A 23,414-nucleotide genomic window follows, 5' to 3' on the forward strand; every position below is an offset into this window, starting at 1 on the left:
TAAAGCGCCCATAATAAAAAGCCTCTGTGAAGAGGCTCATTGATGTTCATATGAAAATCCCTTAAGAATGGGACTCAATTGAATATTTCTCACAAAATTTATCTCCACTTTATTGACAGAAGTCCAAAACGAGGGTCATCTTGCGCGAACGTGTAACAGATTAAAAGAACACGTACCGTAAAAAACTTCGTTGAAGATCTTTTTGATTCAAAAAAGAAGACTGACGTAATTAGGTTCTTTTAGATGAAACGATCAAACAAAAACTTTTTATAAAAATAAGTAAAAAACTTATTGTCAAACCCTCAATATCATGGTAAAGTAACACTTGTCGTGAAAAAACGACATCGTTTGTTTTTAAGTAAGAGCCATTAGCTCAGTCGGTAGAGCATCTGACTTTTAATCAGAGGGTCGAAGGTTCGAGTCCTTCATGGCTCACCATTTTTTTCAAAAAGTGGCCCGTTGGTCAAGCGGTTAAGACACCGCCCTTTCACGGCGGTAACACGGGTTCGAATCCCGTACGGGTCACCATTTTTTTATATAAATATTTAACTTTAAGTGGACTCGTGGTGTAGTGGTTAACATGCCTGCCTGTCACGCAGGAGATCGCCGGTTCGACCCCGGTCGGGTCCGCCACTTTTTAAATAAAAAAATTTTTGGCTCGATAGCTACGAGCATTGCAGCACGATTTAGCTGCGAGTTGTCTCGACGGACTTCTAAGATAGACGTGCAGAGGAAGAGACACAAACTGAATAAGATTAAAAATTCGGTTTTAAAAATTTTTGGCTCGATAGCTCAGTCGGTAGAGCAGAGGACTGAAAATCCTCGTGTCGGCGGTTCGATTCCGTCTCGAGCCACCATTTTACTTTATATCCTAAATCATGCGGCATGCCTTTAGAGGCATGCTTTTTTTATATACTAAAGCTTGTTTAAAAAGCATACATTTGAAACAGGAGGGTTCTGTTATAAACAGGGTTAGATCGATCGTGTTTGTGATTACAAACTGGAATGAGGGAGGCGGATGATTATTCAATGGAATTCCAATGGGTAATGTATGTTATCGCAAGTTATCTTGTTGGTGGTTTGATGACAGGGTTCCTGGTAGCGAAACTATTAAGAGGACATGATCTAAGAGTAATGGGAAGCGGCAATATTGGTGCGAGAAATGCCGGACGTGTTCTTGGAACGCCTGGCTTCGTACTTACATTAGCTGGTGATATTCTTAAATCAGCTGCAGTAGTGTGGGCAGGTATAGAATTCGGTTTTCCACCCTATATCCAGCTCCTCGGTTTTTTAGCTGTCATTTTAGGACATCTATATCCCGTTTTCCTTCGCTTTAAAGGTGGGAAAGGAGTAGCTTCGTTTATAGGAGGATTGCTAATCTTTAATTGGTTGTCTGCCATCCTGGTGGGAGCCGCGTTCCTGCTGTTCTATTCTATAAAAAGAAGTCTTACCGTAGCGGGTCTTTTCGCATTTGCACTGGCTCCCTTTTTTTATTGGCTATTAGAAAAACAATGGCTGGAGACACTGATCCTCATTCCAATCAGTCTATTAGTGGTATACGTACAAAAGGATGATATTAAAGAAAAGCTCATGGTAAAAGAATAAAATAAAATCGTTGAGAGCAATGGGAGAAAATCCTGTTGCTTTTTTTAATGAAGGCCAAAACGCCATACCCGTTTCCCATCTTCCTGAAACCCCCGTTTTTTACAGTTGCATTACAAAATTCGAGAAAATCTGACAAATGGAATTCCATTATGATAGGATACAAAAGGAATTACACGGAGAATTTTGTCATAGGACAATAGACTTAGCTGAGATTTAGCAGAGAATCTTTAGGGGGAACGAGAAGTTGAAAAATCGAAAAACCACTGAAAGATTTATCAAAATGACAATGCCATTTCTTATGGCGGTTATCTTACTACTCACAACATTTACGATGAATTCATCGGTCACATATGCACATCATGACGATAACCAATTAATCAAGACGGTCTTTCATGTCTATGTAGATGGAAAGAAAATCGGTACCGTTCATGAGAAAAGTGTCGTGGAGCACGCTGTAGAACAACAGCTTAAACAGGCAAAAGAGAAAAAAGGGGATTTTGCATTTACATTAAATGAATCCATTGAACTGAAGCCAGAGAAAATGTTCAGACCACAGTACGATCATGACGCTGTAAGAGAAACATTATCAAAGGAACTATCGGTTTCATTAGAGGCTTACCGTCTTATGATCGATGGACAAAATGTAGCTTATGTATTCAGTGAAAAAGAAGCGGAAGATGTTCTATTAAAGTTAAAACTTGAACATGTTTCTAAAGACGAACTGGATGCTCTTGAAAAGTACAAGGATAAAGATAAAGAAGCTCAAATTTCTGAACTAGAGCCGGGTGAAAGTAAAGTAGTAGATATAGACTTTTCTTCACCGATTTTAGTTAGTAAAGCTCAAACCTCTTTAAGTGAACTAGTTACAGTTGATGAAGCCATTTCTCGTATTAAGGGAGGAACGCTTCAGAAAAAGGAACATCTTATCCAAGAAGGGGAAACAGTAGAATCCATTACGCAAAAGTACCATCTTACAATGGATCAATTTTTCACATTGAATCCTCGGTTTATGTTAGCGCCTGTTATCCGAGTTGGAGAGAAAGTTACCGTTACGGAAAAGAAACCTTTTACGAAGGTTCTCGTTTTTGAAGCGGTCAGGAAGCAAAATGAGATTCCTTTTCCAGTAGAAAAGCAAGAGGATAGTACACTTGAAAAAGGTGTCACCAAAACTGTTCAAAAGGGTCAAAAAGGGTTAGAGAATATTACGTATACCGTTAGAAAAACGAACGGGAAAACCATCGAAAAGGATATATTAAATCAAGAACGGGTGAAAGAGCCTGTAACAGAGATTCAAAAGATCGGAACAAAAGTTATTCCTTCTAAGGGGACAGGACAGCTTTCTTGGCCGGCTGTAGGAGGTTACATCTCAAGTCATAAGGGATCACGCTGGGGCCGCGAGCATAAAGGAATGGACATCGCTCGTCCTTCAGAACGTTCTATTCTTGCAGCAGATAACGGAACCGTTGCTTTTGCAGGATGGGATGGGGATTACGGAAATAAGATCATCATCAACCATAATAATGGTATGAGAACGATCTACGCGCATTTAAACTCAATTTCCGTTTCACCTGGAGATGTAGTGAAAAAAGGATCTAAGATTGGTGTTATGGGAACAACCGGACAATCAACAGGTATTCATCTCCACTTTGAGGTATACAAAAACGGAGTGCTGCAAAACCCTGATGAATATCTATAAATGAAGGCATTTTGCCTCCCAGGAAAAAATTTTCCCTGGGAGGTTTTTCTTATTTGAAATAAAAGGTTTTACCGGTATTATGGAGAAAGTTTCACTTATGATAAAATAGTAGAGATACAGCATTTTATAGGATACTAACATTCAAAATTCAATCAAGCTTTCATTAAAATAGAGTTTCCGAAAAAAGGAGCGTTCCCATGGATAAGAAAATTCTCGTTGTGGATGATGAAAAACCGATTGCAGATATTTTGCAATTTAATCTTGAAAAAGAAGGCTTTACCGTTATGTGTGCATACGATGGCATAAATGCGCTGGAAAAGGTTGAAAAAGAGAAGCCTGACATGATTTTGCTAGATATCATGCTACCTTTGAAGGATGGTATGGAAGTATGCCGTGAGATACGCAAAAAATACGATATGCCGATCATTATGCTGACTGCTAAAGATTCGGAGATAGATAAAGTTCTTGGGCTTGAACTTGGTGCAGACGATTACGTGACGAAGCCATTTAGTACACGAGAGCTGATCGCACGTGTTAAAGCCAATCTGCGCCGTCATCAGCAGGAGTCTGAACGCGAAGTAGATGAAAACAACGAAATTACGATTGGTTCTCTTACGATTCATCCGGATGCTTATATTGTGACAAAGCGAGGAGAAACAATCGAACTGACACATCGGGAGTTTGAACTGCTCCACTATTTAGCTAAACATATCGGACAAGTCATGACGCGTGAACATTTGCTGCAGACCGTTTGGGGATATGATTACTTCGGTGATGTACGTACAGTCGACGTAACGGTTCGACGATTGCGTGAAAAAGTGGAAGATAATCCGAGTCATCCTTTATGGATCATTACGAGACGCGGAGTGGGGTATTACCTAAGAAATCCTGATCAGGAGTAATCATCATGGATAAAGTCAATTTTTTTAAATCAATACATGTAAAATTTGTATTGATTTATGTTTTGCTCATCTTAATAGCCATGCAGGTCATCAGTGTTTACTTTATTAACAATTTAGAGAATGACCTGCGTCAGAACTTCACCAAATCACTCTATGACAGAGTGAATTTGCTGGAGTTTAATATTGAGCAGAAAATGAAAGACGAAAAGAGCTATGAAGACCTTAAAGAGGAAAACGAAGGAAACGAAGAAGATATTAAAACGCTTGAACAAGATATTCAAGCGTTAATCGACGAGGAGTTCGAAGAGAAACAAGTCCAAGTTTTAAATAAAGATGGTGTCATCCTCGCAAGCAGTAATCAAAGGTTAGTCGGACAGATCAGTTTCAACCCCAAAATTAAACTAGCACTTGAAGGTACCCAGGCTGACGAGATCATGCTGTCTGGAGGAGAGCGTGTGATGGTCTTAGCCAAACCGATCATAAATGATGACACCGGGGCAACGATTGGTGCCATTTACTTAGAAGCGTCCATTGAGAGTATTTTTAAGCAAATCCAGCGAATTAATAATATTTTAGTTACCGGGACTGTAATCGCACTTATCATTACGGGGCTTCTCGGTGTCTTTTTGGCGCGCACGATTACGCGTCCGATGGCAGATATGAGAAAACAAGCGCTCGTCATGGCAAGAGGTGACTTTTCTCGTAAAGTTCAGCTTTACGGAGATGATGAAATCGGACAGTTAGCGATGACTTTCAATAACTTGACGAAAAAGCTTCAAGAAGCGACAGCGATTACAGAGAGTGAAAGAAGAAAGCTTCGTTCCGTCCTTACTTATATGACAGATGGCGTAATCGCGACCGATCGGGATGGCGCGATCATTCTTATGAATGACCGGGCAGAAGAGATGCTGAATATTTCAAGGCAGAATGCACTCGGCACATCTTTGATGGAATTATTACGATTAAATACAAACTATACATGGGAAGAACTTTATAACGAATACGAGTCTATGCTTCTCGATTTCAGTACAGATGACCTTCATTACGTCGTAAGGGCAAACTTCTCAACGATTCAAAAAGATGATGGACCGATTAACGGTCTGATCTGTGTATTGCATGATGTTACGGAACAAGAACAGATTGATAATGAACGAAGAGAGTTCGTTTTTAATGTATCCCATGAATTACGAACACCGCTGACTACGATGAGAAGCTATCTTGAAGCTCTAGCAGATGGTGCCTGGCAGGATGAAAATATCGCACCTCGCTTTTTAGAAGTGACACAAAACGAAACAGAGCGGATGATCCGACTCGTTACAGACCTGCTTCAGTTATCTAAAATGGACAGTAAAGACTACCGCTTTAATTTCCGTGAAATTGATCTGGTAGAATTCCTGGATGGCATTGTGGAACGTTTTGAGATGCTTGAGAAAGAAAATATTGTGTTATCCCGCTCTTTTCCTGACCAAGTAATACCTGTTCAATTAGATACAGATAAGATGACTCAGGTTGTTGATAATATTATTTCTAATGCCATGAAATACTCTCCTGAGGGGGGTACGATAACCATCGCTGTTACAATCACAGGAAGAAAAGTAAGAGTAAGTATTTCTGACCAAGGGGTAGGAATACCAAAAAACAACGTATCCAAAATTTTCGACCGCTTTTTCCGAGTCGACCGGGCACGTTCCAGAGACCTTGGAGGTACGGGGCTTGGCCTTGCGATTGCTAAAGAGATTGTTCTGGCACACGGTGGAGATATTTGGGCAGAAAGTGAATGGGGACAAGGAACGACGATACATTTTACTCTTCCTTTAAGAAAAATTAAGGAGGGGCAGCAACGATGAACTGGTTAAAATGGGTTGCTCAATCAAAAAAAATCATTAATCTTTTTCATGAAAACTATGAACTCATTAAATCGATCACGTTAACCTTGTTAATTTTATTAAGTCTTGTCTTAACTTGGAGTCTCTGGACGTTCAAGCCGAGCTACTCCACTATTGAAGATGCCAGAACGGTTAAAAAACAAGAAGTTGTTGACGAGAAAGATTTGACCGATGTTGTTAGACCGACTCAGGTTATTTATCATAAGGAAAGTCAGATATATGGAGCGGAAGCGAGTCCGATCATAGAGGAATTTCATAAAGGTTTAAAAGATACAAAATTCACGGTCGATACCACTAAAATAGAAACGTTCGAACCAGATGAAAAAATTGGCCTGAATAACTCATACATTGAGGTCATTTATCCTGTAAATATGACTCAGGACATCTATAAAGGGTTGTTCAAATTTAATTCAGCTTCTGGACCGGATAACGTTGATCGAATTTTTTTATATCAGGATAAAGATACAGATGGAATAGAAGGGTATCTCGTATCTTATCAATCAAAAAAGATGCAAAAAATTAAAGCATTGAATAACGCCCTCATTCCGTTTATAAAAGGGATGGGTAGCAGCATTAATAACGGTGATTTCGTTTCTTATATGAAATACGATCTCGAGCGGCGAAAAGACAATGGAGAAAGTGAGATAACGAAGAGACTTTATTTTCCGGCTGAAAAAATTAGCCTTAACCGGTATAATTATCTCTCTAATTCACCCAACCAGGATACCTATGAAATGTATAAAAAAGCGCTTTTTAAGGATCCATTAGCGGTAAAGAGTGCTACTAGTGACAATAAAATAACGTATGCTGATGGAACTGCAGCGATGGTGGTCAATACTCTGCAAAACCGTTTTTCATATAAAAGCTTTACAGGCATGTCTAATATAAATCCAACGCCAACTTCTCCCCTTTCACAATCAATCAGGTATATCAACACACATGCTGGATGGGGAAATCCATACATTTTATCAAATGTAACAGGAAGAACGACGGGATCGACGGAGTTTTGGCTATTTGTGGAGAGCTTACCTGTCCTCGATTCAAACATGCAGATGAGCCTTAAGTGGAACTACGGTGAACTTCAGGAATATAATCGATCGATGGTTCAACTGGATTTAAGTGAAATACCTTCTTCCCAGTCATCCATCACTCTTCCGTCAGGAAAAGCAGTTATAGAAAAGGTAGAGTCAGAGTCTAACACGAATAATATTAAGGATATACGTATCGGATATACGATGGAGAAGCGTGAGACCCTTTATACGCTTGTTCCACGATGGTTTATAAACTATGAAAATTCAAATATGGGTTATGAACAATTAAGATTTAAACAAGGAAGAGAGGAAGGATTCTAAGTGGATTGGAAGAAAACAAAAAGCATCTTTATCCTGACCTTTCTTGTCTTGAACCTGTTCTTAGGATATCAGCTCTATAAGAAAAATGATTTAAACAATATTGAAAACCTCTCAGAACAACCAATCGAGGAAAAGCTCAAAATTAGTAACATAGCTTATCAGGATAAAATTCCTAAATATGATGATCAACAAACTTTAATCAGCGCACAGCGTTATAAGTTTACGGAAGACGAAAAAGAACTGGATTCAAAGGATATCAAGTTTGAAGAGGAGTTAAGCACAGATATTACTCTCCACTATACATTGAGCAAACCTCTTAATCTGCCTAAAAAAGATACAAAAGACTTAATTACAGAACTTGAAAAATTTCTAAAGGAAAACGTTTCACGCGGTAAGGATTATACGTACTTTGAATGGGATAAAGAAGAGAATATCATTTGGTTTAATCAAAACTATTTTGAAAAACCAATCTACTATAACCCTTCTAATTTTGATGAATTAGCGGATTTAAAACGGGATTTCGAAGCACCGAACGGAATGATCAAATTCGAACTCGATGAAAAAGGAAACCTGATAAAATTTACCCAAACCTACCTGAATATTATGCGCCAAGGCGGATTTCAAGAGATCATCTCTCCTAAAAAAGCATTAGAACGTATGTTGGATACGAGGATATTAAAGAAAGGTCATAACATTCTTGATATTCAGCTTGGCTATTACAGTCTTGTAGGAGTAGGGGATCTTCAGGTTTACGCACCAACATGGCTGATTGAAACTGAAAAAGGACAATATTTAGTTAATGCAACTGACAGTTCCATTCAAGTTTTATCTGAAAAAGAGGAGTAGAAAGGAACATGCGGTTATGAGTTTAAAATTCAGTGTCCTCGCCAGCGGGAGCTCGGGGAATGCGATTTATGTAGAAACAGAGAAAACAAGACTGCTTGTTGATGCTGGGCTCAGTGCGAAGCAGATAAAGCTTCTTTTTGAAAAAGCCGCTTGTGGAGAAGTGGGAGATATTGATGGAATATTAGTCACCCACGAACACAGCGACCATATAAAAGGGCTGGGTGTACTTGCCCGAAAGTTTAAGCTGCCCATCTATGCGAATAAAAACACGTGGAACGCGATGAACGGATTGATCGGAGAAGTAAGTACGGAACAGAAATTTGAGTTCGAGATGGAAACGGTTAAGACATTTAACGATCTTGAGGTAGAGTCATTTGGTGTGTCCCATGACGCTGCTGAGCCGATGTTCTATGTGTTTCATCATAACGGCAGGAAACTTGCTTTGATGACTGACACAGGCTATGTGAGCGATCGTATGAAAGGCATCATTCGAGACAGTCATTCACTCGTGATTGAATCCAACCATGATATCAATATGCTGATGATGGGAAGATACCCGTGGAACATTAAGCGTCGTATACTAGGGGATCATGGACATATCTCTAATGAGGATTGTGGACATGCTCTTGCGGATGTGATCGGTGACGAAACAAAACATATTTATTTAGCTCATCTTAGTAAAGACAATAATATGAAAGACATTGCTCGTCTTGCCGTTGAACAAACATTGAAGACCCATGACATCTTGACAGGAGAGCAAGTAATTTTACACGACACGGATGCGAGTCAGCCAACAAAGCTGGCAGTCGTGTAAAAACGTACTTGTTTAAAGTAAACTGTTTCAGGAAATAACAAGAAGTGTGGGAAATTATGAAAAATAACCCAAATTGTCCACATTTTAAGGATTTATTACTTATAATGGGTTATGAATTTGAACACTTCATTGTTGAAAGGAACGGTGACATACATGGGTTATTATGATGGAGATCATGAATACTCATCTCGACAAAAGGGAAACCGCGGAGGTAAGTTTCTACCAGCTTTGCTAGGAGCAATTCTTGGCGGTTTACTTGTCTTATTTACAGTACCAGCATTAGGAGGTGCAGGTTTGCTTCCTGATAATCTATATTCTTCAAATGGAGAAAAAGATGGCTTAGGTACAGATGAAAATATAGAAAAACGAAGGATTGATGTTGATTTAACTACCAATGTTACTGAAGCGGTCGATAAAGCTTCGGGAGCAGTAGTGGAAGTGATCAATATTCAACAAACTGATTTTTGGAGTCAACAGCCAGCAGGAACAGGATCAGGTGTTATTTATAAAAAAGAAGGCAACAAAGCTTACGTGGTAACGAACGATCACGTTGTAGCAGATGCAAGTCAGCTTGAGATCACTTTAAGCAACGGAACAAAGCTTAAGGGTAAACTTCGTGGGACAGATCCTTTAATGGATCTTGCTGTGGTTGAAATTGATGGCAGCAAAGTGACTGATGTTGCAGAGTTTGGTGTTTCGGGTGACTTAAAACGCGGAGAACCTGCCATTGCGATCGGGAACCCGCTTGGAAATTTCCCCGGTTCTGTTACACAAGGAATTGTTTCAAGTGCTGACCGTTCTATTCCTGTAGATATTGACCAAGATGGAAACCCAGATTGGCAGGTAGAAGTGATTCAGACAGATGCAGCGATCAACCCTGGAAATAGTGGTGGGGCGTTGATCAACATTGCGGGGCAGGTTATCGGAATCAACTCTTCAAAAATTGCTCAACAAGAAGTAGAAGGAATCGGTTTTGCGATTCCATCTGATGTAGCAAAGCCTATTATTGAGGACCTCGAAAAGTTTGGTGAAGTACGAAGACCTTTCCTAGGCGTAAACATCATTCCGCTTTCACAAGTAAATACGTATCATCGTGAACAGACATTAAAGATTCCAAAAAGCGTAAAAGGCGGAATTGTTGTGATGGAGATAACACCAACCTCTCCAGCTGCTCGTGCAGGAATTAAGGAAATGGATGTTATCGTAGAGATCGACGGAGAAAAAATGAATGATCCAATCGCTCTTCGTAAGTTCTTGTATACGAAGACGAAGATCGGTGATGAAGTCGAAGTCGTTTACTATCGAGACGGTAAAAAGAAAACAACAAAAGTTGAATTGGGCAAACAAACATAAAATAAAGATAGCAGGGGGCGATGAGCCCCCTGTTTTCTTTGGTATAAGAAACACAAGATGTGGACAACTTTTTACATGTATAACGTTTACAGAAGGAACAGAATTCGATAGGGTAAGATAGAGAATTGTGGATAAGTAAGGAGATTTGTAAAATGAAGATTATTTGTTGTAAAGAGCATGCTGAGCTTGCGATTGACATCATTGTAGATGAGTTTGAAACGCCTCCTGTTGTAGAGTTACTAACAGGAGAAGGTGAGTTATCAACAACATGTGAATACTGTAATGAACCAGGTGCATATAAAGTGTCGAACATATGAACGCCTACAATATATGGGCTTAATTGTGCATATGTGGATAAGTTCTGGGGATAACTTATTTGGAAAAGGAGTTTTCAACAAGTGAATATTTCGATTGTTTCCGTTGGGAAACTAAAAGAAAAATACCTAAAACAAGGAATAGCCGAATATTTAAAAAGGCTTGGACCTTACGCAAAGATAGAAATTATAGAGGTTCCTGACGAAAAAGCGCCAGAAACGTTAAGTGATCAGGAAATGAAACAAGTAAAAAATGCAGAAGGTGAACGCATTTTAGCAAAGATCGGCCAAGATGTTCATGTTATTGCGATGGCGATTGAAGGAAAAGCAGTCTCATCCGAAGATCTTGCTGAAAACTTAGATAAGCTGGCGACTTACGGAAAGAGCAAAGTCGCATTTGTTATCGGAGGTTCTTTAGGTTTAAGTGAAGCTGTCATGAAACGCGCTAATGAAAAAATATCGTTTGGAAAGATTACATATCCGCATCAGTTGATGAAACTCGTTTTAGTTGAGCAGATTTATAGGGCATTTCGGATTAATCGGAATGAACCTTATCATAAATAGGTGCGGTTATATTGAATATTCATTTGAATCTTTATAGGGTTATTGTAAGTTTTTATACGATAACGTTTGAAGTGAAAAGTGAGAGTTTCATAGTTAATACCTCTCTATAAATACTATTAAAAAATGACAATTTGCCATGTCCGTGAAGGATATGGCTTTTTATGTTTTATTCTATGTTTATTTATATAGGCAACAGTAATGCCAAAGCAAGAAAAGAGTGAATCGGGGAGCAAAATTGTAATTAAATTTAAAAAATGCTAAGTAAGGAGGGTTTTTTTAAGTAAGGTGTCTCAATCGTGTAAAAACATTTTTTTCGTTCATATTCAGTTCATAAATAACCTCTATAATCCAACTTGTAATCGATACAAAAGTAAATACAAACATGGAAAGAAATTAGTTGATTACAAGGAGGATCATATGAAAAGTGATTATAGAATGAAATCAGAAAATGTAAAGTATGCAGTCGAAGCACAAGGACTTATAAGGACCTTTGGCGATCATCGCGCGGTTGATGGAGTAGATTTGATGGTGCCCACGGGTTCTATTTATGGTGTGTTGGGACCAAATGGCGCTGGAAAGACGACAACGATTAGAATGCTGGCAACATTACTTCGAACTGATGCGGGATCAGCAAAAATTTTTGGTTATGATGTTGAGAAGGAATCACAAATTGTCCGACAGTTAATAGGAGTGACGGGTCAGTATGCTTCAGTCGATGAGTCATTAACTGCGACTGAGAATCTCATGATTTTCTCCCGATTACTAGGACTTAGTCGTCTGGAGGCAAAACGGAAAGCGAATGATTTACTCGAGGAATTTGGGTTAATGGATGCTGCAAAGCGTCCATTGAAAAATTTCTCAGGGGGGATGCGCAGACGACTGGATTTAGCTGCTAGTTTAATTGCACAGCCACCACTCATTTTCTTGGATGAACCGACGACCGGGCTAGATCCGCGTACACGAAATCAAATGTGGAACACCATTCGTCAATTAGTAAAATCAGGGTCGACCGTCTTGTTAACAACTCAGTATCTGCAAGAAGCTGATGAACTTGCGGATCGAATTGCTGTCATCGATCAAGGAAGAGTCGTTGCTGAAGGAGCCGTAAATGAACTTAAAGAATCGATGGGTACTTCATCCTTACATTTAAGTATCCAACACACGCAAGATATTCCGAATGCTCGATTGATTGTGGAACAAGTCTTAAACGTAACGTCGGCGGTGTCTCCAGAAGGCCGGATGATTACTGCCCCGATGACGACTGCGGATAGGGTGACAGATCTGCTAGTCGCACTTCGGGAGGCAGATATCAAATTGGCTGAACTAAGTGTACGAAAACCATCTTTAGACGAAGTATTTTTAACAATTACGGGTGAAGGCAGAGGGGAGAACCTGACTCATTCGAATCATAAAAAAAGGGGGATTATTTAATGGGAAAACAATCTACTATGTCGGTTTCTGACATTCAGCTGCGAAATAAAACTAGCTTCAAACAGACTATACAGAATTCGTTAACAATGGCTTACCGTGGATTATTAAAAATACGCCGAACACCAGAACAACTATTTGACGTTACCTTTCAGCCGATTATCTTCACCTTAATGTTTACTTATATTTTTGGCGGGGCTATTTCTGGAAATGTGCAAAATTATTTACCGATTATCATCCCGGGAATTCTAGTGCAAACTGTAATCACTACTTCAATTGTCACGGGTACACAATTACGGGAAGATATGGATAAAGGGGTGTTCGACCGCTTTAAGTCATTGCCAATTGCCCGGATTGCTCCATTAGCCGGGGCTCTGCTTGCTGATACCATCCGCTATACCATCGCCACGGTCCTTACATTCTCGATGGGATATGTATTAGGCTATCATCCTGAGGGTGGAATTGGTTCTGTAGTCCTTGCTGGACTGCTTGTCATTACCTGTTCATGGGCAATCAGCTGGATATTTGCCTTTTTTGGAGTTATTGCTAGAACAGCTTCAAGTGTTCAAGGGATCTCAATGCTTATTCTCTTTCCACTAACCTTTCTTTCAAATGCCTTTGTGCCTGCTGAAACCATGCCAAACTGGCTGCAAATGTTCGTGAAGTTCAATCCCATCTCCCATCTTGTGACCGCAGTCAGGGACTTGGCGAATACTGGAACATTGGGGTGGGATCTCATTATTTCACTCACTGGCGCAACTGTTATCGTAGCTATCTTTGCACCGCTTACAGTTCGGGCTTACATGCGCAAAGCATAGTGAATTATCCCAAAAATGTTGTAGAATAAATGGAAAGTGATGGAATACCGGTTGCTGAGGCGATTCAATTTTTGAAAAAGGAATGATCCTATGGCAAAAATATTAGTGGTCGATGACGATTCGCATATTAGAGAATTGATTTGTGTCATTCTTTCTAAAGAAGGTTTCTCCTTAGCAGAAGCATCAGATGGAAAAGAGGCACTATCATTACTGGAAACAGAAAAAATTAATTTGATTATTTTAGATATTATGATGCCGAATATGGACGGATGGTCATTTTGCAGGGAGGTTCGGAGGTATTATTCGGACACTCTTCCGATACTCATGTTAACCGCAAAAGGAGAAACTGCACAAAAAGTAAAAGGCTTTGACCTTGGTGCAGATGACTATTTGGTCAAACCCTTTGATGCAGCTGAACTAACGGCACGGGTAAAAGTCCTTCTTAAACGGTATCAAATTACAGTGGCCAATCAAATTACGATTGGAAAAGTAGTCATTGATCGTTCGTCTCATACTGTATTAGCAGGGACAGAGCGGATCACCTTGCCATTGAAAGAATTTGAACTATTGTTTAAACTTGCCACTCATCAACAAAAAACCTTTTCAAGGGAACAATTAATCGAGGATATTTGGGGCTTTGATTATGAGGGAGATGAACGGACAGTTGATGTTCATATCAAACGACTGCGTCAACGATTTTCACAAGAAGAATGCCCGTTCAAAATTATAACGATTCGCGGTCTGGGCTATCGGCTGGAGGTAAGAAGTTGAAGTTAATAAAATTTGTTAAACGAATAGGCAGCGTGATAGCAGTCTCTATTATTTTATTATCAGCTTGGTCTCTTGCTTACTTGTTAACCACATTGCTCTATACAGAAATACATTATTTTCCCAATGAAATAACAAGACAACACATCAACTCATTTTTTGGATTATGTTTGTTCGTTTGCTTTATGTTTCTGCTAACAAGGAACCCATGGATCAGATCAAAGCAAAATGAACATTTATCTCCGATTATTCAAGCGATGAAAATGATCGCAGAAGGAAATTTTAATGTGGATCTTTCATTTTATACAAGCCGGTTCCGCGAAAGAGATAAGCATCATCCATACTATCAAATTGTCGAAAACATGAAGCTGATGGCAACGAAGCTGGGGGAGATGGAGGAAATGCGACAGGAGTTTATTTCGAATGTTTCCCATGAAATTCAGTCTCCCCTTACTTCTATTAGTGGCTTTGCCCATGCCCTGCAGAATGAGGAATTGAGCCCTGAAGAACGTAGACATTATTTAGAGATCATCGAGATGGAAAGTCTTCGATTATCCAAACTAAGCGAAAACCTATTAAAATTAACTTCACTAGAGTCCGAGCATCTATCCCTTGAACGAAAAAATTACCGGCTTGATCATCAGCTTCGCCGCATCATTCTGGCCAATGAACCTTTGTGGGCTGAAAAGGATATTAACATGGATATCTCTCTGGATCATGTGATGATTACAGCAGATGAGGAGCTCATGGATCAAGTATGGATTAATATTATTCATAATAGTATTAAATTCACACAACAAAGAGGCACCATTTCAATCACTGCCTATACCCTAGAGGATGGCAGCGTACAAGTAATGATACGGGATACAGGAATCGGCATGGAAAAAGATACAATCATGCATATCTTTGAACGTTTTTATAAGGCGGATCAATCTAGAAATCGGAAGTCTGGAGGAAATGGGCTGGGTCTTTCCATTGTTAAAAAAATCATTGATCTGCACAAAGGTGAAATTCGAGTGCAGAGTGAAGTCGGAAAAGGAACAGCGATTACTGTTACTTTAAGTGGAAATATTCAGGGTGAAAGATAGAAAAAACAAAAATGAGATCATCCAAGAGGCACTAATGGTGTAAAAATATGGAAGTGTATTTGTCTTTTTAAATTTGTTTCGTGATAAAAAATATTTGGTAATGAAGAAGAGCTATTAACATTCGTACAGAAGAAGGTGTATCTAGATTGAATAGCTATAAACTTGAAGAAAAAATTAAATTGCCAAACCTCTTATTAAATAAAAAGATATTAGGAAATGCGATGATAGTTAGTGGGAAAAAATAACGAGACTATTCTTTTAAAGCCTTATCTTTTACGATTCAATAAATCTAACAATCTTTTTAAAAATGCAAAACTAATACCAACCCAAATCCAACTATAGATAAAAGAAAATAGAAGGATAAAAACAACCGTTGGAAAATGGAAACTCTGTGAAATGGGTGGTCCTAATACAGGAAATTGTACGCCATATAATAAAAAGATTATGCCAATGAATAAAAACAGAGCTCCACTTAGTATGATATTTATCTTTTTTTCATAAAAGTGGGAAGCGAGGCCGATTCCTAATCCTAATAACCCCGTAGTAAAAGGAAAAACAATGAGTTCGCTTGGCATTAGAATCATTAAGAGAAAAATCGTTACCATATAAGCTACCATTCCAAGAGATTTTGAAAAAATCGTACAAATCATAATTGGAGCTGTTGCAAAGGGACTCACAAAGTAACCAACTACCGGAAAAGCACCACCTGCTGTCTGGAACAGGGTTGCAAGGCTGCTAAGTATAGAGGCAATCATAAGTTGTTTAATTTTTGGCATGTCGTTGAATGTACGATGAAGAGATTTGATGACTAAGGAAACAGACATGAATTTCACCTCTTTTTAATAACCAATCGACAAAGGAAAAGATGCTTCAAAGCGACCATTTTCTTTGTCGTTTTTGTTTGAGTACAGACTTCCTTACCTAATATGATTGAAAGGTTATTTTCGAATGCGAATGGTAAGGATAGTAAAAAGTTGTTCTGAAAAGAGGAATCGTATGAAAGCAACAGATTTACTTGTTCGATGTTTAGAAAATGAGGGAGTTGAGTATGTTTTTGGGATCATGGGGAAGGAAACTCTTGACCTGATCCATTCGTTGTCAAAATCAAAACAAATAACATATATAAATGTTCGCCATGAACAAGCGGCTGCTTTTATGGCAGATATATATGGTAGGTTATCGAAGAAGGTGGGTGTTTGTACCGCAACATTAGGTCCTGGTGCTACAAATCTGTTGACTGGAATTTCAAGTGCTCAACTAGATCATTCTCCCGTTGTAGCGATTACTGGACAAGCGGGTTTTGAAAAGCAGCATCAAGAGTCACATCAATATATCGATATTGTTAAAATCTTTGAACCTGCTACAAAGTGGAGTGTGCAAATAAAAGATTCCGAAACGATTCCAAAGATCATTCGAAAGTCCTTTCGATTAGCACAAATGGAAAAGAAGGGTGCTGTTTTGATAGAATTACCGGAAAATTTAGCATCACAAATGGTATCTAAACAGCCAATACCTGTTACCTCTATCCCTACAGGTACACCTGATACACAAACTTTGGAAAGTACAGGTTCCTTATTAGGACAATATCAGAAACCACTCATAATCGTAGGTAATGGGGTAATTCGGCAAGGAGCGGTAAAGGAACTCGTAACCTTTATAGAAAAGTTAAAATCACCTGTTATTCATAGTTTTATGGCTAAAGGCATACTACCTAAAAATCACCCACAAAATTATTATACGTTTGGCTTTAGTGAAAAGGATGAAGTCTTATCCATTATAGAGGAAGCGGATTTGTTATTCGTTATTGGGTATGATTTTGTTGAAAAACCTCCAAAGGATTGGAATAAAAAGCAGCGTCCTATCTTACATATCGATTCACTGCCAGCAGAGATGGATGAACACTATCCTCTAAAAGGAGAATTGGTTGGTGATTTGGACCAGACGTTACAGGAACTCAATAAAGTAGATCTTCCAACGAAACCATGGTTTCCAGCTGGGAATACTAAAGAAAAAATTAAGTTGGTCTACCAAATCGATAATGCAGTCCAACAAAATGAGCCTTTAACCATAAAAAATGTCTTGAAGGTCATTGAAACAGTCACAACCGAACAAACGATTATCCTTTCTGATGTGGGGGCTCACAAGGTATCGATCGCCCGTACGTTCCAACCCAAACAAGCGGGTCGACTCATCATATCCAATGGATTAGCTTCCATGGGAATTGCATTGCCAGGTTCTATTGGTGCTAAGTTAGCCCGCCCAGATGCCCCGGTTATTTGTATCACTGGAGATGGTGGGGCACTGATGAATATAACAGAACTTGAAACGGCTAAACGTTTAGGTCTATCATTTATCGTTATCATTTTAAATAACGCAACATTAAAATTAGAAAAAGAAATGATGCAGCAAAAGTTCAATAGTAGCTTTGGAACTTCTTTTACCAACCCTGATTTTGTGCAATTGGCTAACAGTTTTGGCGTAAAAGGTGTAAGACCAAAACAATTAAATGAGTTGGAACAGGTACTAGAGGAAGCTTTAAAGCAGACAAAAGAAATAACCTTGATTGATGTTCAAATGGCCGAATAAAAGATACAAGGAGACGATTGGTCTCCTTTTTTGTTTGGAACTATGGAACAATCTCAAAAACTGTACCTTGATTAGGATCACTTACCCTCATAGAACCATAAACCCCTAAATATAAACGGGTTTGATCCAAGTTTGACCCCAAACTCATAAAATAAGCAGATTGAGAGCCGAATGGATAATCGATATCAATGATACTGTAATCATTCAGTTTCCCGTCTATTCTTAACCTGGTATAAGCTAACACGCCTCTGGCTGGAGGTTGAGGTTCATTTCGAATAAGATCTATAAACACAACGCTTCCCGTTAAATCAGGGATCTCATACCCCATATATGGCTTGACGCCTGTAAGAGCAGTTCCACTAAACTTACCTGGTCTAGAATCTTTATGAAAATAAGTAGTTAATGGTGGGAGACGGTCCACTGATGTTTGTATAGCTTCACTAGTATAAGCGACTATGTTCTCATTTAAGCTGGAATCGTTCGTACAGCCTCTCATAATTAAAGTAGGAAAGGCACCTTCCCAGCCCCGCCAGCCAAAATTAATAAATGCTTCATGGATAGGATTAGCATTCATTAAAGTAGCCTGAATAAGGTGAGTAACAGGTATGGGTTGATAGCGAACAAACGAAAAAATCGTCTCTTCAAAATTCTGTCCGACATTTCCTATATATTTAATAAATTGCTGATTAAATCTTTGAAATGAAATGCCAGATATATTTCGAACACCTTTGGCTATTACCGTAAGTGTTTCTTGTATCGCAACAGGAAGTTCATTAAACCGTGTAACAACAGGTGGATCATTGATGAATGTATTCATCGATACATCAATTTCAATGATTTTCCCTGCGATCTCCATATTATCCTGACTTAAATTAAATGGATCATAGCCAGATCCACCATCACCAGTTGTTAAAACAAGTTTTCCTGACTCAGGGGAAAAGTTTAAGCTGTTGACCCCATTATGATTCGAAAAAGGTCTTCTTAAGTTAAGCAATGTGCGTCGTTTTTGAGGACCATTTGGCTGTAAAATCCACTCTTCAACGGTATCAATATGATCATATTGAGTTTCTCGATTTATCCACCTGAGGTTTAACGTTTTTGAATCACAAGGGTTCGGATCAAACGGCCCTTGCAGTGCACCAGGTCCTTGTGTTCCTTTAACTGAATAATGAAGATAAAACAGACCGTTATAATAAAATCCTGGATGAAACGCTAGTCCCAGCAATCCTCTTTCATCATATCCGTTTAGTTTAATGACGTTTGATCGAATATCTAAAAAAGTCCTAATCTCTCCATTTCCTATGTAAAGGACCTCTCCTACTTGGGTTGCAATAAATAACCTTTCAATGGAGTCACCTGGAAGTCTAGTTGTTTTCAAGACGGTAGGTAAATTGATTCCACTTACAATGGGACGTAAACGAACCTTTACTTTTTTCAACTAGCTCCACGCTCCTTTTCGTACTCTCTATATAAAATTTATGAGAAAATCAGATCTGTTATTACCAAACCGCTTCTCGTGAAAAGGATAAATAAAAAGAGACCATTCTGTTTGAGACGGTCTCCTTTGAATTTATTAAATTTGTATTTCACTCAAAAATGCATGAGTATTATCTTCTGTATCTTTGAAAAATACCATCCATGTTTCGGTTTGTCCCATTTTCACTACGACATGCGGCTCATCAATAAAGGTGACACCTTGGCCAACTAAGCGTTCATAAGTCTCTTGAATATTTGCTACTTGAAAATAAATAACGGAACTTGAATGAGCGAATTCATCTTTTTCTGGTAGAGATAACATGAGTCGCAACCCATTACAATCAAAGAAAGCCATACTTTCCGTGTTGAATAATAGGGAGAGACCTAACTTTTCCTTATAGAAATCTAATGCTCTGCTTAAGTCTTTAACAGGTACACTAATCTGTCCTACTCTTTGAACGGTTGCAGTTGTTTCCATCATCATTTCTCCTTTCAAATACCTATTCTAGTTAAGCCTAAAATATTTCCTCTAATATTTCTTATCCATTATCACTTTTTTTCGATATTCTTTAGGAGATATACCAACATGTTGTTTGAACATTTTACTAAAGGATACAGGGTTTTGAAATCCAAGTATAAAGGTTATATCCGTTACATTATTATTTGTTTTTGATAATAATTGCTTTGCTTTTTGTACTCTAAATTCTGAAATGTGCTGATGAGGTGTTCTACCGTAAATTTGATTGTAGTTCCTTAATAAATGGTTAGGTGATAAACATGCAACTCTAGCAACTTCATCTAGTTTTATAGGTTGATCAAAATTTGACCTAATATAATCATGTGCAATGCTTACTCGTCGATATAATTCTTCACGTGTAGAACTTCGAATGGCATGTATGGACTCAATTTCTTTATAGGTATCAAAATGTTCATTCAAAATTGAACACATTATCTTATGAAATTGTTCCTCATAACCAACAGAACCAATTTCAAGACTAGGTACTATCTGCATGAAACTTTCGAGTTGAGAGGATAGAATTTTATTTTTATGATAGGTTTTTTCAAAAAAACCAATAGGACTTGTATCTTTAAACGGATCGCTTAAAAGACGATCATTTTTTTCCTTTAAGGAATGAAAGACTTCTTCTGCAAAACTATCTTTGAAAAATAGACAAAAAGATTCTACAACTTTAGGTTCATCAATGGATATGGTGTATTCACCCTCATTGAGAAGGAGGTATCTACTCTCTTCAACGGCAAAAAAACCTTTGCTAGTTTTATACTGGGCCTTACCATTAAAAAATGTTTTAAGAGATCGTTGACCAATCCCTTCCCAGTAAAACTGTTCGCTTTTTGCATGCAACACGAAATTGGTAGACTCTTTTTTTGTCATAATTCGATCTCCATCATAATAATAGAATGTTAAATCTCAATCTTTCCACAGGTCCAATCTACTTTTTATTAGTAATAGGATACTTCAATCCGTTCTTAATGATTTTCTCTTTGATAATTGTTTCGACATCCAAGTTTAATTCCTTACAAAGCATAAGACCATAGATAAATACATCAGCAATTTCTTCTTTAATATTTTCAATATTTTGCTCTACAGCTTCCTCACTGCTTTTCCACTGAAAATCCTCAAGTAATTCAGCAGCTTCAATCGAGAGGGAAATGGCAAGGTCTTTTGGATTGTGGTACTGCCCCCAACCTCTTGCTTCTCTAAATTCATCAATTGAATTCATTAGTTGTTTGATTTCACTCAAGTTGCTCATCCTTTACACATAATAATCTGATTTTAAGAGTCTTTATTAATACTTACTTTTATTCTCTGCAGCTACTATAAATGGTTTTGGTGACAAATCGTTGTAAACTACAGATTTGTTTAGCCTATCTTTGAAATATGTATTTAGTCCAGGATCTGTACAAAAGATAAAGCACCCTTTCTGGCCTCTGGTCATAAGTGTTCTGTATGTATTCCTAATAATTTGATCTGCAAGAACATGAGCATTTTTTGGATTTATTTTTGCCATAGTTTTAATACCTTTTAGAGACTGATCAGTTTTTGCACGTTTAGTAAAGTCTGTAATCACTTGATTATCCTTTAACCTGAGGTCAGGTCCAATTATAACTCCAACGTAATCAAATTCTAACCCCTGGGAAGTATGAATACAGCCTGCTTCAGAGACAGAATCATTTTCGATAGCCCATATACTATCCGACAGGTTCCAGCTAATACCAAAATTATGCTCGGGTATTTCGATGTCTTTATGAAGGGTATTTGTACGGCTATTTTTTGGCCATTCCCAACAGTAACCTGCAAGAATGCGTGACTTGTTATTTATTTTATTCAGTTCTTCAATTTCTTTTAGCATTGTACTGGGATCATCATATACTCTAAAGACATAATCTACGCCGCGGTCATTTGCATTTGCAGTTTCTTTAATTTGAAGCACATCATCTAACCATGCAATATAAGCATCAGAGCCGTCACAACGAAATTGTGAATTAAGTTTACCTTGAATAACTTCAGCATTTAACTCTTTAGCATACTTTTTAATTAAACTTATACTTCCAATATCTTTTAGAGTAACCCTTTGATTTTCATCAATAAAAAAAATAGTGAATTTGGATGAGTGGATTACTTCTTTTATTTGATTTTCACCTAAATTACTGAAAAGTCCGGATTTCTCATTTAATCGATGTGCTTCATCAATTAAAAGAACGTCGAATTCATTTTTTTCAGATTCATAAAAGCTGCCTGATCCTTTGAAGAGGTTATCAATTTGTGTTTTTTTAATCGTTCCTTTTAGTTTAGCAGCATAAACATTACGAGGAGCTGAGTTTTTCGATACATAAAGTGCAGTAAGTCCTTTATTAATAAGATTTACAAGAAGATTCACAGCCATTACCGATTTACCTGTTCCCGGTCCACCTTCAATAACCATTACTCTTTTTTGGTTATTTTTAATACTATCGAATGCCGTATGATAGGCATCTTCATATAAAACCTTTTGTTCATCAATAAGTACGAATTCTTGATTTCCTTTCAGCAAACTTGTAAGAGAATCTTGCAAAGACTTAGAGGGTCGGATTTTACCTTGATCTATCTGATAAATTAACTGGTGACGATCCCCGTAACGCACGTACTTTTTAATAAAGTCTCTTAATTTTTGTATCTCACCTTTTGCAAAAATTGGTGCTTTAGAAAGATGGTCTGAATAGTGAGGATCTAATAGGGGATCATTTTCAATTTTTCGATAGTTATGTAGATATGCACATGGTTTCAACATAATATCTTGATCTTGTACGTTCTGATTAAAATCATGAATCAAAGCAGCATATGACCATGCCTGATAAGAAGGATGAGTGACATTCCGGCTTCTTCCCCCAATATAGGTTGACACTAGTGCGTCTTTTGTTGTTACTTTTTCAACCTCTGACCACTGTTTCAATTCTACAATTACAACATGATCCTGCACACCATCATGACCTGCAACTAAGAAATCTACACGTTTAGATGTGTTTGGAATTTTAAATTCGATTGCCACAGATGTATCTTCAGGAATTTCTACATCTTGCATAACATTTGACATACGTTGTAACGAATTCTCCCATGAATTGATTTCGCTTTTAGTAGTTCTACCTATTTTGTTTTGATAAGAATTATAAAGACGCTCTACGAGAAGCTCGTTAGTAACATCAGAAATAAACTCGGTTTTTGTAGCTTCGTATATAATCAAGTCAGTGTCACCTCTTTGAGGAATCTATAATTATAGTCTAGCATTTATTGTAAAAAGCGTCAGAAAGAATTCAAAATAATGAAAATAAAACCTTTTTTTGCTCGTTCCTATACAGCAGAAATGTGTTAAATATTCCTGTGTGTTTTTTTACTTATGGTCAAATACCCAAGTTAACTAT

General features: G+C 38.0%; 21 protein-coding genes, 4 tRNA genes and 1 pseudogene. 20 read left to right on the top strand and 6 right to left on the bottom strand.

Translation table 11 applies throughout. From position 1 onward, the window contains the following. Nucleotides 1-362: 362 nt before the first annotated feature. From M3206_RS14505 to M3206_RS14595, 19 genes and pseudogenes are all read left to right on the top strand, one after another. Nucleotides 363-438, top strand: a tRNA-Lys gene (locus M3206_RS14505). Nucleotides 439-453: 15 nt separating this feature from the next. Then, nucleotides 454-528: transfer RNA gene (locus tag M3206_RS14510), tRNA-Glu, on the top strand. A 29-nt stretch (nt 529-557) separates the two neighbouring features. Then, a tRNA-Asp gene (locus M3206_RS14515) sits at nt 558-633 on the top strand. 148 nt (nt 634-781) lie between these two features. Continuing rightward, a tRNA-Phe gene (locus M3206_RS14520) sits at nt 782-857 on the top strand. 172 nt (nt 858-1,029) lie between these two features. Next, a complete protein-coding gene (locus tag M3206_RS14525) occupies nt 1,030-1,605 on the top strand; it encodes a glycerol-3-phosphate acyltransferase (protein ID WP_251313253.1) in 576 nt (191 codons plus the stop codon). Nucleotides 1,606-1,849: 244 nt separating this feature from the next. After that, nucleotides 1,850-3,301: a peptidoglycan DD-metalloendopeptidase family protein gene (locus M3206_RS14530; RefSeq protein WP_251313254.1), complete on the top strand. Its 1,452-nt coding sequence runs from the start codon at nt 1,850-1,852 to the stop codon at nt 3,299-3,301. Between the two features lie 197 nt (nt 3,302-3,498). Continuing rightward, nucleotides 3,499-4,203 carry a response regulator YycF gene (gene yycF, locus M3206_RS14535; RefSeq protein ID WP_077360970.1) on the top strand — a complete coding sequence of 235 codons (705 nt, stop codon included), beginning with the start codon at nt 3,499-3,501 and terminating at the stop codon, nt 4,201-4,203. A gap of 5 nt (nt 4,204-4,208) precedes the next feature. After that, entirely contained in the window at nt 4,209-6,050 is a 1,842-nt protein-coding gene (gene walK, locus M3206_RS14540) for a cell wall metabolism sensor histidine kinase WalK (RefSeq protein ID WP_251313255.1), read from the top strand. Continuing rightward, on the top strand, nt 6,047-7,441 hold the full coding sequence (locus tag M3206_RS14545) for a YycH family regulatory protein (protein WP_251313256.1): 1,395 nt from the start codon (nt 6,047-6,049) through the stop codon (nt 7,439-7,441). Before walK ends, M3206_RS14545 begins: the two co-directional genes overlap by 4 nt. Next, on the top strand, nt 7,442-8,287 hold the full coding sequence (locus tag M3206_RS14550) for a two-component system regulatory protein YycI (RefSeq protein WP_251313257.1): 846 nt from the start codon (nt 7,442-7,444) through the stop codon (nt 8,285-8,287). Nucleotides 8,288-8,303: 16 nt separating this feature from the next. Beyond that, nucleotides 8,304-9,101 carry an MBL fold metallo-hydrolase gene (locus tag M3206_RS14555; RefSeq protein WP_251313258.1) on the top strand — a complete coding sequence of 266 codons (798 nt, stop codon included), beginning with the start codon at nt 8,304-8,306 and terminating at the stop codon, nt 9,099-9,101. Nucleotides 9,102-9,254: 153 nt separating this feature from the next. Continuing rightward, complete coding sequence (locus M3206_RS14560; RefSeq protein ID WP_251313309.1) at nt 9,255-10,454, top strand: S1C family serine protease; 1,200 nt, start codon at nt 9,255-9,257, stop codon at nt 10,452-10,454. Nucleotides 10,455-10,606: 152 nt separating this feature from the next. Then, complete coding sequence (locus M3206_RS14565) at nt 10,607-10,771, top strand: CxxH/CxxC protein (protein WP_251313259.1); 165 nt, start codon at nt 10,607-10,609, stop codon at nt 10,769-10,771. An 81-nt stretch (nt 10,772-10,852) separates the two neighbouring features. Further along, a complete protein-coding gene (rlmH, locus tag M3206_RS14570; RefSeq protein ID WP_251313260.1) occupies nt 10,853-11,332 on the top strand; it encodes a 23S rRNA (pseudouridine(1915)-N(3))-methyltransferase RlmH in 480 nt (159 codons plus the stop codon). A 417-nt stretch (nt 11,333-11,749) separates the two neighbouring features. Further along, nucleotides 11,750-12,763, top strand: coding sequence for an ATP-binding cassette domain-containing protein (locus M3206_RS14575; RefSeq protein ID WP_251313261.1), 1,014 nt, complete (start codon nt 11,750-11,752; stop codon nt 12,761-12,763). Beyond that, a complete protein-coding gene (locus M3206_RS14580) occupies nt 12,763-13,578 on the top strand; it encodes an ABC transporter permease (protein ID WP_251313262.1) in 816 nt (271 codons plus the stop codon). Before M3206_RS14575 ends, M3206_RS14580 begins: the two co-directional genes overlap by 1 nt. Nucleotides 13,579-13,668: 90 nt before the next feature. Next, entirely contained in the window at nt 13,669-14,349 is a 681-nt protein-coding gene (locus M3206_RS14585) for a response regulator transcription factor (protein WP_251313263.1), read from the top strand. Then, complete coding sequence (locus M3206_RS14590) at nt 14,346-15,434, top strand: sensor histidine kinase (protein ID WP_251313264.1); 1,089 nt, start codon at nt 14,346-14,348, stop codon at nt 15,432-15,434. The genes M3206_RS14585 and M3206_RS14590 overlap by 4 nt, the downstream gene beginning before the upstream one ends. Next, nucleotides 15,424-15,679, top strand: a pseudogene (locus tag M3206_RS14595) (class I SAM-dependent methyltransferase); the annotation flags it as partial. The gene M3206_RS14590 and the pseudogene M3206_RS14595, both read left to right, overlap by 11 nt. 21 nt (nt 15,680-15,700) lie before the next feature. Here M3206_RS14595 and M3206_RS14600 read toward each other — a convergent pair. Further along, on the bottom strand, nt 15,701-16,258 hold the full coding sequence (locus M3206_RS14600) for a hypothetical protein (protein WP_251313265.1): 558 nt from the start codon (nt 16,256-16,258) through the stop codon (nt 15,701-15,703). 172 nt (nt 16,259-16,430) lie between these two features. On the opposite strand from M3206_RS14600, the gene M3206_RS14605 reads away from it, so the two are divergent. Next, nucleotides 16,431-18,020: an acetolactate synthase large subunit gene (locus M3206_RS14605; RefSeq protein WP_251313266.1), complete on the top strand. Its 1,590-nt coding sequence runs from the start codon at nt 16,431-16,433 to the stop codon at nt 18,018-18,020. A gap of 40 nt (nt 18,021-18,060) precedes the next feature. Here M3206_RS14605 and M3206_RS14610 read toward each other — a convergent pair whose 3' ends face one another. The 5 genes from M3206_RS14610 to M3206_RS14630 all read right to left on the bottom strand — a co-directional run bounded on the left by M3206_RS14610 (nt 18,061) and on the right by M3206_RS14630 (nt 23,236). After that, nucleotides 18,061-19,458: a PQQ-dependent sugar dehydrogenase gene (locus M3206_RS14610; RefSeq protein ID WP_251313267.1), complete on the bottom strand. Its 1,398-nt coding sequence runs from the start codon at nt 19,456-19,458 to the stop codon at nt 18,061-18,063. Nucleotides 19,459-19,593: 135 nt separating this feature from the next. Then, entirely contained in the window at nt 19,594-19,974 is a 381-nt protein-coding gene (locus tag M3206_RS14615; protein ID WP_251313268.1) for a VOC family protein, read from the bottom strand. A 51-nt stretch (nt 19,975-20,025) separates the two neighbouring features. Beyond that, complete coding sequence (locus M3206_RS14620) at nt 20,026-20,889, bottom strand: helix-turn-helix domain-containing protein (RefSeq protein WP_251313269.1); 864 nt, start codon at nt 20,887-20,889, stop codon at nt 20,026-20,028. A gap of 58 nt (nt 20,890-20,947) precedes the next feature. Further along, a complete protein-coding gene (locus M3206_RS14625; RefSeq protein ID WP_251313270.1) occupies nt 20,948-21,259 on the bottom strand; it encodes a nucleotide pyrophosphohydrolase in 312 nt (103 codons plus the stop codon). A gap of 45 nt (nt 21,260-21,304) precedes the next feature. After that, a complete protein-coding gene (locus M3206_RS14630; protein WP_251313271.1) occupies nt 21,305-23,236 on the bottom strand; it encodes a DUF2075 domain-containing protein in 1,932 nt (643 codons plus the stop codon). Nucleotides 23,237-23,414: the final 178 nt, after the last annotated feature.

It is taken from the genome of Fictibacillus phosphorivorans (genome assembly GCF_023715845.1).
Lineage (GTDB): Bacteria > Bacillota > Bacilli > Bacillales > Fictibacillaceae > Fictibacillus > Fictibacillus phosphorivorans_D.